Source organism: Microvirga arsenatis (assembly GCF_009910705.1).
Lineage (GTDB): Bacteria > Pseudomonadota > Alphaproteobacteria > Rhizobiales > Beijerinckiaceae > Microvirga > Microvirga arsenatis.
Map to the genome: position 1 here is coordinate 56,561 of NZ_JAAAXJ010000013.1, position 13,508 is coordinate 70,068.

Consider the following 13,508-nt stretch of genomic DNA (forward strand, 5'->3'; position numbering starts at 1 on the left):
GATCCTGGCCTGTTCCAGGTCCGCCTGAAAAGAACCGTGCGCGAAGAGGCCGTCCGGCTCTTCCATCCACACCACCACCCATCGAGCCGGGCTGCCCCAAGCGCCACCCTCGAGCAACCCCGACGGCTCGCAGCTCACGCTGCGGGCCCGAAGGCGCTGGCCTGCCATGCCGCAGAGGAATTTGACAGCATCCGTAACGTTGCCTGCGCTCCCAAAAGGCTATTCCCGCGCCTCAGACCTACCAACCATGGTCAAATTTCGATCATCTCCGAATTGGTTGGCTAACATTAACCGATTTTTATTCACGTGAGGCGAGCATCGTCTGACGAATTGATTTAGATCAACTGTTTTGATGCCGTCGCAGATCGGCAGCGGAGATTTTCATGATCAACGTTCTCTCCCGGAACCACGCCGATAAGGAGGCCAAGCTTGCTGCTCTCGACCGGTCGCAGGCCATCATCGAGTTCGACCTCGACGGCGTCATCCTCGATGCCAACCGCAACTTCCTCGACACGGTGGGCTACACGCTGGAGGAGATCCGCGGAAAGCATCACAGCCTCTTCGTCGATCCCGCCTTCCGCGACAGCGCGGAATATGCCGCGTTCTGGAAGAGCCTGAAGCAGGGCGAGTACCAGGCGGCGCGCTACAAGCGCTTCGGCAAGGGCAACCGGGAAATCTGGATCGAGGCGAGCTACAATCCGCTCCTGGGGCGGGACGGCAAGCCCTTCAGGATCGTGAAGTTCGCCACCGACATCACCCGCCAGATGCAGGAGCAGGCGGAGCTGAAGGGCCAGGTGGAGGCGATCCGCAAGTCGCAGGCCGTGATCGCCTTCGACCTCGACGGCACCATCCTCGACGCCAACGCCAATTTCCTCGCCGCCGTGGGCTATTCCCTCGACGAGATCCGGGGCCGGCATCACAGCATGTTCGTGGAGCCTGCCCTGCGGGACAGTGCCGAGTATCGCGAGTTCTGGCGCAGGCTGAAGGCGGGCGAGTATCAGGCGGGCCAGTACAAGCGCGTGGGCAAGGGCGGGCGGGAGATCTGGATCGAGGCCAGCTACAACCCGATCCTCGATGCCAGCGGGCGCCCCTACAAGGTCGTCAAGTTCGCCGCCGACGTGACCCAGCAGGCGAACCTGCTGCTCCACCTGCGCCAGATCATCGACCGGAACTTCAGGGAGATCGACACCGCCCTCGGCGATTCCGACCACGAGGCGCAGGAGGCCAGTGCGGCCGTCACCAGCACCTCCAGCAACGTGCAGATGATGGCCTCCGCCGCCGAGGAACTGGCGGCCTCCGTGGCCGAGATCTCGCAGAGCATGACGAATTCCCGCACGGCGACGGAAATCGCCTTCACCGAGGCGAAGGGCGCGGGCGCGTTCACCGACAAGCTCTCGGCCGCCGCCACCGCCATGGGCGGCATCGTCGGCCTGATCCAGAACATCGCCGGCCAGATCAACCTGCTCGCGCTCAACGCCACCATCGAGGCCGCCCGCGCCGGCGACGCGGGACGGGGCTTCGCGGTCGTCGCCACGGAGGTCAAGAACCTGGCCTCCCAGGCGGCCCGCGCCACGGAGCAGATCACGACCGAGATCGATGCGGTTCAGACCATCTCGAACGGCGTCGTCGAGGCTCTGGCGAAGATTCAGGGATCGGTGGAAGCCATGCGCGATCACGTGATCAGCGTCGCCACCGCCGTGGAGCAGCAGAGCGCCGTGACGCAGGAGATGTCGTCCAACATGCAGGGCGCGGCCCATTCCGTGGCGCGCATCTCCACCAATATCGGCGCGATCTCCTCGGCGGTCGGCCGCGTGTCTCAGGCGGTGAGCACCACGAAGGAAGCCGCGATCGTCCTCGCCCGGTGAACGACGGGGCGCCGGTGTCGCGCATGAAAAAGCCCAGGCTCCGGGGCGAACGGGCGGGATGCCTTCGCATCTCCGCCGCGCCGGCTACGGGCCTGGGCTGATAGGGTCCAGACGGGCACCTGCATCGTCAGGCAGGCGCAGGAGAGGACCGGGCCGGATTACATCCGTCCTGGCGCGATCCCGACGAGGGCGGCGGTGACGCCCGCCGCTCCCGAAGTCCACATACGATGTCCGCTGGGTCAGCCTGATATGGGGATCGAAACGCCATCCGCAAGGGGTGCGGAAACGCACGCCCCGAAGCGCCGCTCGCTTGACGCCGACCCCGAGCAGGCGGAGTCTTTTACGCAGCGGCACGCCTATCGTCCGGCCGCCTGTTTGCGTTCGCCCTGTCACCCTCATCGGGAGGTCGCGATGCACGCTTTCACGCTTCCAGCCACCCTCTGCGCCACAGCCCTTCTGCTTGCCCCCGGCCCCGCCGCCGCCCAGCAGCACCAGCACGTCATGGTCAATCAAGGCGAGGTCGCCTGGAAGGACGGCCCTCCGTCCCTGCCCAAGGGGGCGCAGATGTCCGTCCTCTACGGCGATCCGACGAAGGACGGGGTGTTCGTGATGCGGCTGAAGTTCCCGGCGAACTACCGGATCCCGGCCCATACCCATCCGGTCGACGAGGTGGTCACCGTGGTCAGCGGCGCCTTCGCCATCGGCATGGGATCGACCTTCGACCCGGCGAAGATGAAGACCATCGACGCCGGCGGCGTCATCGCCATGGCACCGGGAACGCAGCACTACGTGCAGACCGAGCGGGAGACGGTGGTGCAGCTCAGCACCCGCGGCCCCTGGTCGATCAACTACCTGAACCCGGCGGACGATCCGCGCAAGTCGCAATAGGCCGGCGGCAATTATCGGGAATTTAACCAAACCGTCGTTCAATCGACGGCAGTGAGAGTGCTGCTGTCGCACGGCATCCTCGGGCTCCGCCGCGGGCCCCCGGCACGTCGTGCGAAGCGCGGGTTGTTGCGTAGAGTTCCCCATGGCGTACGAGCCTTATCCGTCCTACCGTCGCGCCCGGCCCGCCAAGCGGCGCAGCCTGCTTCCGACGGCCCTGCTCGTGGCGCTCTCGCTCAGCCCTGCGGCCCTCTTCGTCGATTTCGAGCATCGCAAGGATGCGCCGTCCGAGGCGTCCGCCGCCAGCGTCGCGGCAGGCCCGGCGCCTGCACCCGAGGCTCCCAAACTTGCCGTAGCCCCCGACCGGGCCCTCATCGATCCGAAGCCTGCGCTGAATCCGGGCGCCCTCGCCTGGAACGCCCCGCTCCAGCCGGGCTTCCGCTCATCCGTCGCGCCTGAGGCGCCCGTCGCCGCTCAGGAGCCCGCGCCCGGGCCGGCACCGAGCTTGGCGATGGCCGAGGCCGCCCCGCCGGTGCCTGTCATCGTGCCCCTGCCGGTGCCGCGGCCAGCGGATCTGCAGGCTCCGAAACCGCCCGCCCCGACCCAGGCAGCGAGCGCGGCCGCAACGCCTCGCGCTCCGGCGGCACCCGCTGCCGCGCCGGAGGACAACCGCTCCTTCTTCGAAAAGCTCTTCGGCATTCGCCCCGCGGCTCCGCCGGAGGCGACCCTCAGCTATGCCGCGCTCGACCGGGGCACGGGCAGCATCGCGCCGACCGCCCGCTTCGGCCCCATGCCCGAGGCAGCGGGCGCCGGAACCGCCGTCTACGACATCGTTGCGCAGACGCTCACCCTGCCGAACGGCGAAAGGCTCGAGGCGCATTCCGGGCTCGGCCCGATGATGGACGACCCGCGCTACGTGAACGTGCGGATGAAGGGCGCAACCCCGCCGGGGACCTACATCGTCACCGAGCGGGAGGCGCTCTTCCACGGCGTCCGGGCGCTGCGCCTCACGCCGGTGGGCGGCAGCGCGGCCATCTACGGCCGCGACGGCATCCTGGCCCATCCCTATCTGCTCGGACCGCGGGGGGATTCGAACGGCTGCGTGTCGCTGAAGAACTACGACAGGCTCCTCCAGGCCTATCTCCGGGGCGAGGTGAAGCGCCTCGTCGTCACGGCCGGCCGCGGGCAGGATCTCGTGCCCCGCCTCGCCAGCCGGCGCGCCGTCAAGAACTCGTGAGGAGCCCCCTTTCGGGTGATCCGAAACCCCTGGCTTTAGGCTGCCGAGCGCCTACTTCATGATCGACCCCGGAGCGCAGGAGGAGCGGCATGAGGAAGGCAGCAGGATGCGGGACGAAGCAGGCCAGGCGGCCGTTCCTGTGCGCCGGCCTGACCGCTGCGCTTCTTCTCGCCCCGTTCGCCGCTCGGGCCCAGGGTGTGGGATATCTCGTGCCGGCGCCAGCCCGGGACAACGTGCAGGCCAAGCCCAAATACGACTGCGACACTCCGGACGCGCCCGTCGTCACCCTCGATACGCAGAGCAAGTACAAGCAGGACGACGCACAGAAGGCCGCTCTCGATGAGGAGGCGGAAGAAGCCTATACCGAGGCGGTTGAGCCCCTGCGCATCTATGGGCGCAACCTCGTGAAGATCACGAACGCCTATGTGAAATCGGGCCCGAAGAACACGGCCGCAGCCGCCTGCGCGCTCACCTGGCTCGACGCCTGGGCCTCGGCCAAGGCCATGACCGATCTGCGCTCGAAGCAGGCCCATTTCAACCTGGGCCAGGCGCTCGGCGGCTTCGCGCTGGCCTACCTGCAGATCCGCCATGCTCCGGGTCTCCCCGAGGAGCAGAAGAAGCGGGTGGAGGGATGGCTCAGGACGCTCGGGCAACAGGTCGTCGCTTCCATGAGCGACAACAAGAACGTCTCGGGCCGCAACAATCACCGCTACTGGGCAGGGCTTGCCGCCGCGGCCGCAGGCGTCGCCACCGGCGACAAGCGGTTGACGGAGTGGGGCATCGACAGCGCCCGCATCGGGCTGTCGCAGGTCACGCCCGAGGGCACCCTGCCTCTCGAGATCAAGCGCGGCAAGCGGGCCCGGGACTATCACATCTACGCCGCCGAGCCCCTCGTCGCCACCGCCGAACTGGCCCGCAGCCAGGGCGTCAATCTCTATGCCGAGCACGGAGGGGCGCTCGATCGGCTCGTGAAGCGGGTGATCGGCTCCCTCGACGATCCCTCGTTCTTCGAGAAGGCCACGGGAGCGAAGCAGGAGCCCTATCCCAACGACGGCACCGTGCCGCCCTCGCGCATCGCTTGGCTCGAAATCTACCAGAGCCGCCATCCCTCCCCTGAGGTCGAGGCGGCGCTCGCCTCCAAGCGCCCCGTCTCCTCGAGCGCCATCGGCGGGAACATGACGCTCCTGTTCCAGGGCGGGGAGTGATCGAGCTCTCAGGGCCGCTTGGCCTTCACGACCGCCTCGGCCTGAAGCTCCTGAAGAACCTCCGCATTCGGGCAGTACTCGCTGTAGTAAGCCGATGCCGTTCCCCGTTCGAGGTCTTCGCGGCAGCGGGCGCCGGCCTCGCATCCCGAGCAGGTCAGGCTCATGTCGCGCATGAGCGCGGCGTGGATCTGCCGGACCTGGTCGGGCTTCAGGGTCAGCGCCTCCATCAGGCGCGGCAGCTCCGCGGCGGCATTGGGGCCGCGGGCCGCCAGCACCGGCAGGATCTGCACGGGAACGCCGACGTCGCGGGCCAGCGCCTCTCTCTGCTCCCGATCGAGGGAGTCGAACTCGCGGGCCTGAGCCCAGCTTTCCTGCCAGTGTCGGAGCGTCTCTCCCAAACGCATGGTCGCCTCCATGATGTCACGCCAGAATAGGCCCTGACGCGACCCGCGCTTTGATCCAGCGCAAACCGGGCCGATCCCTTCGGCGGACGGCGATGCGGCCAAGGCCCGGCGGGGCAGGATGGCCTTGAGGTAGATGTTACTATAGAACATAATCGCTCGACGGAGCGACCACCCATTCAGACAGGCACCGGCCCGACCATGAACCCCGCATTGTACGCTGCAACCGGCACCGGGAACGACGACATCAGCAGGACCGCCCCGCAGCTGGCCGGCGCCACTCTCGACGGCGGCGGCGGGACCGACACCCTGCGCCTGACGGGCGGTGGCTTCTTCTACCTGACACCCTTGCCCAACGGCGGAGACGGGGGCGCCGCCGCGGCCCAATTCACCGGCTTCGAGATCCTTCTGGGCGGGAACGATGTCAGTGACCGCTTCTATCTCGCCGGGTCCCAGCTCGCGGGTCTGCAGCGGATCGACGGCGGCGTGGGGGACCCGAACTACCTGCTCCTCAGTGGCACCCAGATCGACGCCAGCGGAATCGTCATCGAGAACTTCGCCGAGATCGAGCTCTCCTCCAACGGCGTGACGTTCACCGCCGACAATCTTGCCGTCGCGCAAAAGGTCACCGCGCGCCTCGTGAAGAACGATCATCTGGTGGTTGCCGGCGTGGATCTCTCGCCGGACGAGTTGCGATTGCTGCATCGGAACGGGTTCGACCGCGTCACCTACGGCAACGGCCAGGTCAGCATCGACCAGGCGCCGACCATTGCCGGCATTCCCGCCGGGCCGCGGGAGATCCGCAACGGGCAGCCGGTGGCCCTCGATCCGTCCGGAGCGATCCAGCTGTCCGACGATTTCGGATCGGTCCGGGAGGTTCGGCTCGAGAGCAGCGGCACATCCCCGCCGGGCACGTTCGAGTTCGTCCAGACGGCGAGGGTCAGCATCTCCGGGGGCTATCTCTCGGCCATCATGGTCGATGGGGAATATATCGGGCAGGCGGAGTTCAGGGGAGCTGGGCTCATCCTTCGCTTCGACGGCACGGGGGCGCCGGATGCGATGCAGGCCGTCCTCCAGGCAGTCATCTACAAGCCCGCCGGCACGGGCTCGCCCACCAGTCTCGATCGCATCACGATCACGGCCACGGATGAAGGCGAGAGGTCGACGAGCCGGAACATCGACTTCTATCGCGTGTACGATTCTGGCGGCGTCGGGACGGTCGGAGGGCCGGTGGCCGACACCCTGATCGGCAGCTCCGGCCGCGACACGCTGCAAGGCGGCGACGGCGACGACCGCCTCTACGGCAAGGGCGATCGCGACGTGCTTGTGGGCGGAACCGGCAAGGACACGTTCGTCTTCGACACCAAGCCGGGCAAGAGCAACGTGGATGCCATCGCCGATTTCGTCCGCAAGGAGGACGCCATCTGGCTGGACAACAAGGTGTTCGCGAAGCTGGGCAAGAAGGGCTCGGAGGCGAACCCGGCCCTGCTCAAGAAATCGTACTTCGCCTCCGAGAAGGCCAAGGACAAGGACGACTACATCATCTACAGCAAGAAGAAGGGCGTGCTCTCCTACGACGCCGACGGCTCGGGATCCAAGTACAAAGCCGTCGAGTTCGCCACCGTGAAGAAGGGCCTCGCCCTCGCCTATGGCGATTTCTTCGTGATCTGAGGATCTGTGCGGCAGTTCGACGGAGGCACCGACAGGCACGTCACGCGTTGAGGCAATGGTTCGAAACGGCGCGGGACGGCGATGACGGGAGAACGGGGCGGCCATTTGCGGAACGGAACCCTTTTGGAGCCGCCGGACGGGGCACCCTTCCCCTTTCAGGTGCGTCTTGGTTCCGGCGGCTCGCCCTTGGCATTCGCCATAGCCGGCCCCGATCCTGCGACGGCTGCCCTGACAGCCCGCGATTACGAACTCTCCGGACGGGAGCAGAACGATTATCTTGCCCTGTTCGAGGCCATTGCCCGCGACTTCGGAACCCGCCTGCCCCGCAACCGGCACGAGGCGGAAACACCGTCCTTTACGGCGCCCTATCGCGTCCTGCTGGACAGGAACGTCGCGCCCGAGATCTGGTACGGCTACGGCGACCCCGCGGTCACCCTCGTGCCCGGCGAGCGCACGGGCCATGGGGATTGGTATTATCTGTTCGCCACCTCCAACGATGCGCCGAACTCGTTTCCGATCCTGAAATCCCGAACCTTGGATTCGTGGGAACTCGCAGGCTTCGTCTTTCCCGAGGGCTCCAAGCCGTCCTGGGCTGCGGACGGCTTGAACGTCAGCGATTACTGGGCGCCCGAGATGCACATGACGCCCGAGGAGTTCCTCGTCTACTTCACGGCGCGGGAGAAGAAGGACGGCTCGCTCGCCATCGGCCTTGCACGATCGCGAAGCCCCGAGGGACCATTCGAAAGCGACGACACCCCCCTCGTCCGCGGCGGCGTGATCGATCCTCACCTCCTCGTCGATCGCAACGGCCGCACGTTCCTGTTCTGGAAAGAGGATTCCAACGATGTCTGGCCGGCCCTGCTGAGCGCGTTCCTCTACGCGCGTCCCGACAGGGTCGACGCGCTCTTCGCCTCGCCGGAGGATCGGCGCACAGCGTCGCTGGCGCTCACGCTCTGGCCCTGGGTGATGACGCTGGAGCCCATGGAGCGCTTCCTGGTGCAGCAGGTGCTGATCGAAGCCGTGGTGGCCGATTTCGCGGGCTTTCGGCAGCGCCTTCAGGCCCTGCTCGACGGCTCATCGGGTGAGGATGGGCAAACCGTCCGGCATATCCTCTCGGCCCTGCGCACCCCGGTCTATGCCCAGGAATTCGACCCAAGGACACGAAGGCTTCTCGGCGAGCGCAGGATCGTCCTGGAGAACGACCAGGCGTGGGAAGCGCACCTGATCGAGGGGATCTGGGTGCTGGAGCATGCCGGTCGCTTCTACATGTTCTACTCGGGCAACGATTTCTCGACCCCGGAATACGGGACGGGCGCCGCAGTGGCGGATTCCCCTCTCGGCCCCTACCGGAAGATGCGGCAGCCGCTCCTGCGCTCCTCCGCCGAATGGCTCGGCCCCGGCCACCCCTCCGTCGCGCCGGGCCCGGATGGCGAGCCGTGGCTTTTCCTGCATGCCTTCTTCCCGGGAGAAGCGGGATACAAGAAGTTCCGCGCCCTCCTCGCGGTGCCCCTCGCCTTCGGTACGCAGGGCGTGAGCGTTCGGACAGGCCCGGGTGGCTGACCCTCCCGTTGCGGCGAGCCCGTCCTTCCTGCATATCCTCGGATCCGCAGCGCAGCGGGAGAGAGGTCCGAGGGATGGAGCCGGAGGTCGGCAGGGTGATCTGCATCGGCGGGGCCGCGGTGGACCGCAAGTATCGGGCCTGCGCGCCGATCCGGCCGGGTACCTCCAACCCGGTCACGTCCGAGCGCTCCTTCGGCGGGGTCGCCCGCAACGTGGCCGAAACCCTGGCGCGGCTCGGGCTCAAGGTGTCCCTCGCCTCGGTTCTCGGAAGCGACGACAACGGCCGCGCCCTGCTGGAGGACCTGGAACGCCTCGGCATCGACACGAAGCCGATGACGGTTTGCGACGACCATGCCACGGCGGAATACGTCGCGGTCCTGCAGCCGGATGGCGAGCTTGCCCTCGGGCTCGCGAACATGGCGATCCTCGACCGGCTCACCCCTGCCCTGCTGCGTGGGATCCTGTCCGACGCCGGATCGGCGTGGCTTTTTGCGGATTGCAACCTTCCCTCCGAGACCCTGCATGCCCTGGTCGCGTTCGCCCGGCAGCACTCCGTGATGCTGGCGCTCGATGCCGTCTCGACCCCGAAGGTGATGCGCCTGCCGCGGGACCTGACCGGCGTCGGAACGCTTTTTCTCAATCTCGACGAGGCGCGTGCGTTCATGATCCAGCCTGAGGCGGCAGCGGAGGATGCGGCCGGAGCGCTTCTCGCTTGCGGCGCAGAGCGGGTTGTCCTGACCCTCGGCGCCGACGGGCTTCTGGCGGCGGACCCAAGGGGGATCGAGCGGATTGCCGCCGTGAGCGCCCGGATCGTCGATGCCACCGGCGCCGGCGATTCCCTGATCGCCACGACCCTGGCCGCCCTCGGCAAGGGCTGTTCCCTCCCCGACGCTGCCCGCCTCGGCACCGCTGCGGCGGCGCTCACGGTCGAAAGCCCCGCGAGCGTGCGGCCCGATCTTTCCTTCGCCTTGCTGGAGGCGACATTGTCCCTTAGAGCCGGCGCAGGATTTGAACGGGAGCCCTCATGAAGCACGACATCGCCAGCCGCTTCCTCGACATCGCCCCCGAGGTCCGAGACACCCTCGGCCAGGGCGGAGCGGTGGTGGCGCTGGAATCCACCATCATCACCCACGGCATGCCGCATCCGCAGAACGTGGCCACCGCCCGCGAGGTGGAGGCGGTGGTGCGCGCGAACGGCGCCGTTCCGGCAACCATCGCCATCATCGAAGGGCGCATCAAGATCGGTCTCTCCCCGGAGGAGCTCGACTGGCTCGGCACGGCCAGGGACGTGATGAAGCTGAGCCGCGCCGATCTCCCCTATGCCGTCGCGTCCGGGCGCCATGGCGCCACGACGGTGGCCGCCACCATGATTTGCGCGCATCTTGCCGGCATCCGGGTCTTCGCGACCGGCGGCATCGGCGGCGTCCATCAAGGGGTCGAGGAGACCCTGGACATCTCCGCCGACCTGGACGAGCTCGCCCGCACCCCGGTCGCCGTGATCTGCGCCGGCGCCAAGGCGATCCTCGACCTGCCGCGGACGCTCGAATATCTCGAAACCCGCGGCGTGCCTGTGGTCGGCTACCGGACGGATCGCTTCCCGGCCTTCTGGAGCCGCACGAGCGACCTTCCCGTCCCGCTGCGTCTCGACAGCCCGGAGGCCATGGCCAGCCTGATCTACACCAAGGAGTCCCTCGGCCTGGATGGCGGGGTTCTCATCGCCAATCCGGTGCCCGAAGCCGACGAGATCCCGCAGGAGGAGATGAGAGGCTTCATCGACCGGGCCGTGGCCGAGGCAAAGGCGCGCGGCGTCGCGGGCAAGGCGGTGACGCCCTTCCTCCTGTCCCATCTCTACGAACTGACCGGCGGGCGAAGCCTCGCCACCAACATTGCGCTCGTGAAGAACAACGCGGCGCTGGCAGCGCAACTCGCTGCGTCGCTCGCACGCCAGGATTTCTGAGGATCAGCCCTTCGCCTCGCTCCAGGCCGCCATCGCCTCGAACACGATGGCGTGGCGTCGGGCGAGCGCGTCGATATCCGTGGAGTAACCGCCACCGATCACCGACACCAGCGGAATGCGGCGGCTTCGCGCCTGCTCGATGACGTAGCCATCCCTGCGGCGCAGGCCGTCATCGGACAGGCACAGCCGCCCGAGCTTGTCGTCCCGGTGCGGATCGACGCCCGCATTGAAGAAGACGAGATCCGGCTGAAGCGCATCCAGAAGCCGCGGCAGATGGGCCTGAAGCGCCTCCAGATAAGCATCGTCCTCCATGTGGTCCGGCAGCCCGATGTCGAGGTCGCTCGGGATCTTGCGCACCGGATAGTTCTTCTCCGCATGCATGGAGAAGGTGAAAAGGTCCGGATCGTCCCGGAGGCAGTCGGCGGTACCGTCGCCCTGATGCACGTCGAGATCGACCACCAGCGCGCGCTGGATCGCACCGTCGGCCCTCAGCGCCTTGGCGGCGATAGCCACATCGTTGAACACGCAGAACCCCGCTCCGGTCTCCCGCTGGCCATGGTGACTGCCGCCCGCGGTGCTGCCGGCGAGCCCGTGCTGGAGCGCCAGCCGCCCTGCAAGCAGGGTTCCCGCCGCAGAGGCCCTGGCGCGGCGCACCACGCTCTCGCTGACGGGAAGGCCGATGCGCCGCTCGATCTCGCGCGGGACGTTGCAGGCGAACACCTGATCCACGTACGCCCGGTCATGGGCGAGCGCGATGAGCTCTGCAGGAGCCTCCTGCGGGGTCACGAAGCCGCTCGGCGCCAGCCCCATCTCCGCCACCACCTCCGCCAGACGCCCGTATTTGCGCATGGGGAAACGGTGGTCGGCGGGCAGCGAAGCCTCGTAGGCGGCGTGGGAGACGATCGGCACCTGCTTCATGGCCACCCTGATGGACAATGCGCTTCCTAAGCCCCCTCGGCCATGGCCTTCTCGGCAAGCACGATCGCGGATTTCCGCGACCGCGCTCCGCAGATGAACCCGCCCGGATGGCAGAACACGCCATCCTCGATTCCGGCTGCCCGCGAGAACTCGGCCTCCTGCAGCCCGCGCCAGGCTTCGGGAAGGGACAGCCTCTGACCGAAGGAGTTTGGCTCCGGCGGCACGGTCCGGCAATACCAGGAGGTCAGATCCTCGTTCGGATAGATGACGAAGAGAAGGTCCTTCAGGTTGCCCTCGAACACCGCCTTCTCCCATGGGAGCTTGCTGTCGAGGACAACGATCCGAGGATCGTGCGACGCCTTTGCTGCAGCCATCACGAGCGACAGGGCGCGGGCCTCCGCGTGAGCCTGCCGGCAGGCGCGGACCAGAATCCCGCGCGCGAAGTCGGCCGCCTCGAGGAAGGCGTCGTCATAGGACTGGGTGCTGTCCCAGGCGGGATTGAAGGCCTCGACGAGGAGAGCGAGATGGCCGGGACGGGCCGATGCGATGCCGTTGTCGGCCTGATCGATGGCGAGAATGAACCCGGAATCGACATCCTGCCAGACCGCATCCAGCACGTCCTCTCCGATTCCCGGAACGAGGCGCTCGATGGCCGGCCGGCCGAAATCCCGCCAGATCAGGCCGACGGAGCTGTAGGGCGTGCCGTCCTCCCGCCGGGGCAGGTCCCGCATATGGTGGTCGTAACGACCCCTGGCCGGATCGTAGACCCCGCCCACGTCGAACACCAGATCGGCAGAGGCGATGACGGAGGCGTCCCGCGTCCGGGTGAACGGGAAATCCCCCACGGCTTCACGCAGGACCGAGAAGGCGAAGACATCGTCCGCGTGGAACGTGCCGCTGTGGGTTACAACTTTCATGCCCTACTCCCCGACCGCCGTCGGTTGCCTCCGTCGAATGCTCCAGCCCCGATAGCAGAGCTGCGCCGGCAAAATAAGCAGCTTTCCGCATAGCCTTTATGCTGATCCATGCCAGCGATCCTTCCGCTCCACAACAGGCTTGACCTTCCCATCGTGGAAAGGCCCACAACCTCCAGGAACCTAAGACAAGGATCTTGGCCATGCATCATTTTCATGTTCCCGACATGACCTGCGGCGGCTGCCTGCGCTCCGTCACCCGCGCCATCCAGGCTCTCGATCCCCAGGCGCGGGTCGAAGCCGATCTCGACACCCGCACGGTGAGGGTGGAATCGGCCGAGGAGGAAACGTCGCTGCTGGAGGCACTCGGCAACGGCGGCTTCCCGGCACGGGCCGTCTCTCGCCAAAGTGCATGAATTCCCACTCTCGCTTCATGAATCGAGGAGATCGACGATGAAAGTCTATGGGCTTGCTCTCGCAGCAGCATTGGCAGCACTTCCCTCCCTCTCCCTGGCCCAAGGTGCCCATGGCGGTCATTCGGGCCATTCCACGCCTGTTCAGAGCGCGCAGACGCCCGACACCCCGGCAACCCGCGGCTACCGCCAAGCAAACGAGAAGATGCATCGCGACATGGACATCACGTACAGCGGCGATGCGGATATCGATTTCGTGCGTGGAATGATTCCCCATCATCAGGGCGCCATCGACATGGCGAAGGTCGCGGCTCAGCATGCCAAGGACGAGCAGGTCCGGAAATGGGCCGCGGACGTGATCCGCGAGCAGGAGCGGGAGATTTCCGAGATGAAGGCTTGGCTGAAGGCAAGGGGCGCCCAGTAACGCTCCTCCTTGCTTCACACGATCGCCGCTGCAGCCCCGCCAGCCTGGCACCGCATGG

At 67.1% G+C, this 13,508-nt stretch carries 13 protein-coding genes; 10 read left to right on the forward strand and 3 right to left on the reverse strand.

Translation table 11 applies throughout. The annotated features are described in order from the left end of the window. Positions 1-383: 383 nt before the first annotated feature. From GR303_RS18890 to GR303_RS18905, 4 genes are all read left to right on the forward strand, one after another. On the forward strand, positions 384-1,865 hold the full coding sequence (locus GR303_RS18890; protein ID WP_161726047.1) for a methyl-accepting chemotaxis protein: 1,482 nt from the start codon (positions 384-386) through the stop codon (positions 1,863-1,865). Positions 1,866-2,276: 411 nt separating this feature from the next. Continuing rightward, positions 2,277-2,753, forward strand: coding sequence for a cupin domain-containing protein (locus GR303_RS18895; RefSeq protein WP_161726048.1), 477 nt, complete (start codon positions 2,277-2,279; stop codon positions 2,751-2,753). 142 nt (positions 2,754-2,895) lie between these two features. After that, positions 2,896-3,987 carry a DUF2778 domain-containing protein gene (locus tag GR303_RS18900; protein ID WP_161726049.1) on the forward strand — a complete coding sequence of 364 codons (1,092 nt, stop codon included), beginning with the start codon at positions 2,896-2,898 and terminating at the stop codon, positions 3,985-3,987. A gap of 89 nt (positions 3,988-4,076) precedes the next feature. Continuing rightward, on the forward strand, positions 4,077-5,192 hold the full coding sequence (locus tag GR303_RS18905; RefSeq protein ID WP_161726050.1) for an alginate lyase family protein: 1,116 nt from the start codon (positions 4,077-4,079) through the stop codon (positions 5,190-5,192). Positions 5,193-5,200: 8 nt separating this feature from the next. On the opposite strand, the gene GR303_RS18910 is transcribed toward GR303_RS18905, so the two are convergent. Next, positions 5,201-5,596, reverse strand: coding sequence for a DUF6455 family protein (locus tag GR303_RS18910; protein WP_161726051.1), 396 nt, complete (start codon positions 5,594-5,596; stop codon positions 5,201-5,203). Between the two features lie 198 nt (positions 5,597-5,794). Here GR303_RS18910 and GR303_RS18915 point away from each other — a divergent pair, with 198 nt between their 5' ends. From GR303_RS18915 to GR303_RS18930, 4 genes are all read left to right on the forward strand, one after another. After that, complete coding sequence (locus GR303_RS18915; RefSeq protein WP_161726053.1) at positions 5,795-7,264, forward strand: calcium-binding protein; 1,470 nt, start codon at positions 5,795-5,797, stop codon at positions 7,262-7,264. Between the two features lie 186 nt (positions 7,265-7,450). Further along, entirely contained in the window at positions 7,451-8,824 is a 1,374-nt protein-coding gene (locus GR303_RS18920; RefSeq protein ID WP_201752141.1) for a family 43 glycosylhydrolase, read from the forward strand. A gap of 74 nt (positions 8,825-8,898) precedes the next feature. Continuing rightward, positions 8,899-9,852: a carbohydrate kinase family protein gene (locus tag GR303_RS18925; RefSeq protein WP_161726056.1), complete on the forward strand. Its 954-nt coding sequence runs from the start codon at positions 8,899-8,901 to the stop codon at positions 9,850-9,852. Continuing rightward, positions 9,849-10,781 carry a pseudouridine-5'-phosphate glycosidase gene (locus GR303_RS18930; protein ID WP_161726058.1) on the forward strand — a complete coding sequence of 311 codons (933 nt, stop codon included), beginning with the start codon at positions 9,849-9,851 and terminating at the stop codon, positions 10,779-10,781. Before GR303_RS18925 ends, GR303_RS18930 begins: the two co-directional genes overlap by 4 nt. A gap of 3 nt (positions 10,782-10,784) precedes the next feature. Here the strand turns inward: GR303_RS18930 and GR303_RS18935 are convergent, their stop codons facing one another. Then, positions 10,785-11,699, reverse strand: a complete 915-nt coding sequence (locus GR303_RS18935; protein WP_161726098.1) for a histone deacetylase family protein — start codon at positions 11,697-11,699, stop codon at positions 10,785-10,787. Positions 11,700-11,725: 26 nt separating this feature from the next. After that, a complete protein-coding gene (locus GR303_RS18940; RefSeq protein WP_161726060.1) occupies positions 11,726-12,616 on the reverse strand; it encodes an MYG1 family protein in 891 nt (296 codons plus the stop codon). 200 nt (positions 12,617-12,816) lie between these two features. Here GR303_RS18940 and GR303_RS18945 point away from each other — a divergent pair, with 200 nt between their 5' ends. Both GR303_RS18945 and copM read left to right on the forward strand, forming a co-directional pair. Continuing rightward, complete coding sequence (locus GR303_RS18945; protein WP_161726061.1) at positions 12,817-13,029, forward strand: heavy-metal-associated domain-containing protein; 213 nt, start codon at positions 12,817-12,819, stop codon at positions 13,027-13,029. Between the two features lie 37 nt (positions 13,030-13,066). Then, positions 13,067-13,450: a CopM family metallochaperone gene (gene copM / locus GR303_RS18950; RefSeq protein ID WP_161726063.1), complete on the forward strand. Its 384-nt coding sequence runs from the start codon at positions 13,067-13,069 to the stop codon at positions 13,448-13,450. The last annotated feature ends 58 nt before the right edge of the window (positions 13,451-13,508 follow it).

What these genes read in the sequence shown, in the direction of transcription:
- GR303_RS18905 (WP_161726050.1), top strand. Translation starts at nt 4,077, where the DNA reads ATGAGGAAGGCAGCAGGATGCGGGACGAAGCAGGCCAGGCGGCCGTTC.
- GR303_RS18930 (WP_161726058.1), top strand. Translation starts at nt 9,849, where the DNA reads ATGAAGCACGACATCGCCAGCCGCTTCCTCGACATCGCCCCCGAGGTC.
- GR303_RS18900 (WP_161726049.1), top strand. Translation starts at nt 2,896, where the DNA reads ATGGCGTACGAGCCTTATCCGTCCTACCGTCGCGCCCGGCCCGCCAAG.
- GR303_RS18945 (WP_161726061.1), top strand. Translation starts at nt 12,817, where the DNA reads ATGCATCATTTTCATGTTCCCGACATGACCTGCGGCGGCTGCCTGCGC.
- GR303_RS18915 (WP_161726053.1), top strand. Translation starts at nt 5,795, where the DNA reads ATGAACCCCGCATTGTACGCTGCAACCGGCACCGGGAACGACGACATC.
- GR303_RS18910 (WP_161726051.1), bottom strand. Translation starts at nt 5,596, where the DNA reads ATGCGTTTGGGAGAGACGCTCCGACACTGGCAGGAAAGCTGGGCTCAG.
- copM (WP_161726063.1), top strand. Translation starts at nt 13,067, where the DNA reads ATGAAAGTCTATGGGCTTGCTCTCGCAGCAGCATTGGCAGCACTTCCC.
- GR303_RS18890 (WP_161726047.1), top strand. Translation starts at nt 384, where the DNA reads ATGATCAACGTTCTCTCCCGGAACCACGCCGATAAGGAGGCCAAGCTT.
- GR303_RS18925 (WP_161726056.1), top strand. Translation starts at nt 8,899, where the DNA reads ATGGAGCCGGAGGTCGGCAGGGTGATCTGCATCGGCGGGGCCGCGGTG.
- GR303_RS18895 (WP_161726048.1), top strand. Translation starts at nt 2,277, where the DNA reads ATGCACGCTTTCACGCTTCCAGCCACCCTCTGCGCCACAGCCCTTCTG.
- GR303_RS18935 (WP_161726098.1), bottom strand. Translation starts at nt 11,699, where the DNA reads ATGAAGCAGGTGCCGATCGTCTCCCACGCCGCCTACGAGGCTTCGCTG.
- GR303_RS18940 (WP_161726060.1), bottom strand. Translation starts at nt 12,616, where the DNA reads ATGAAAGTTGTAACCCACAGCGGCACGTTCCACGCGGACGATGTCTTC.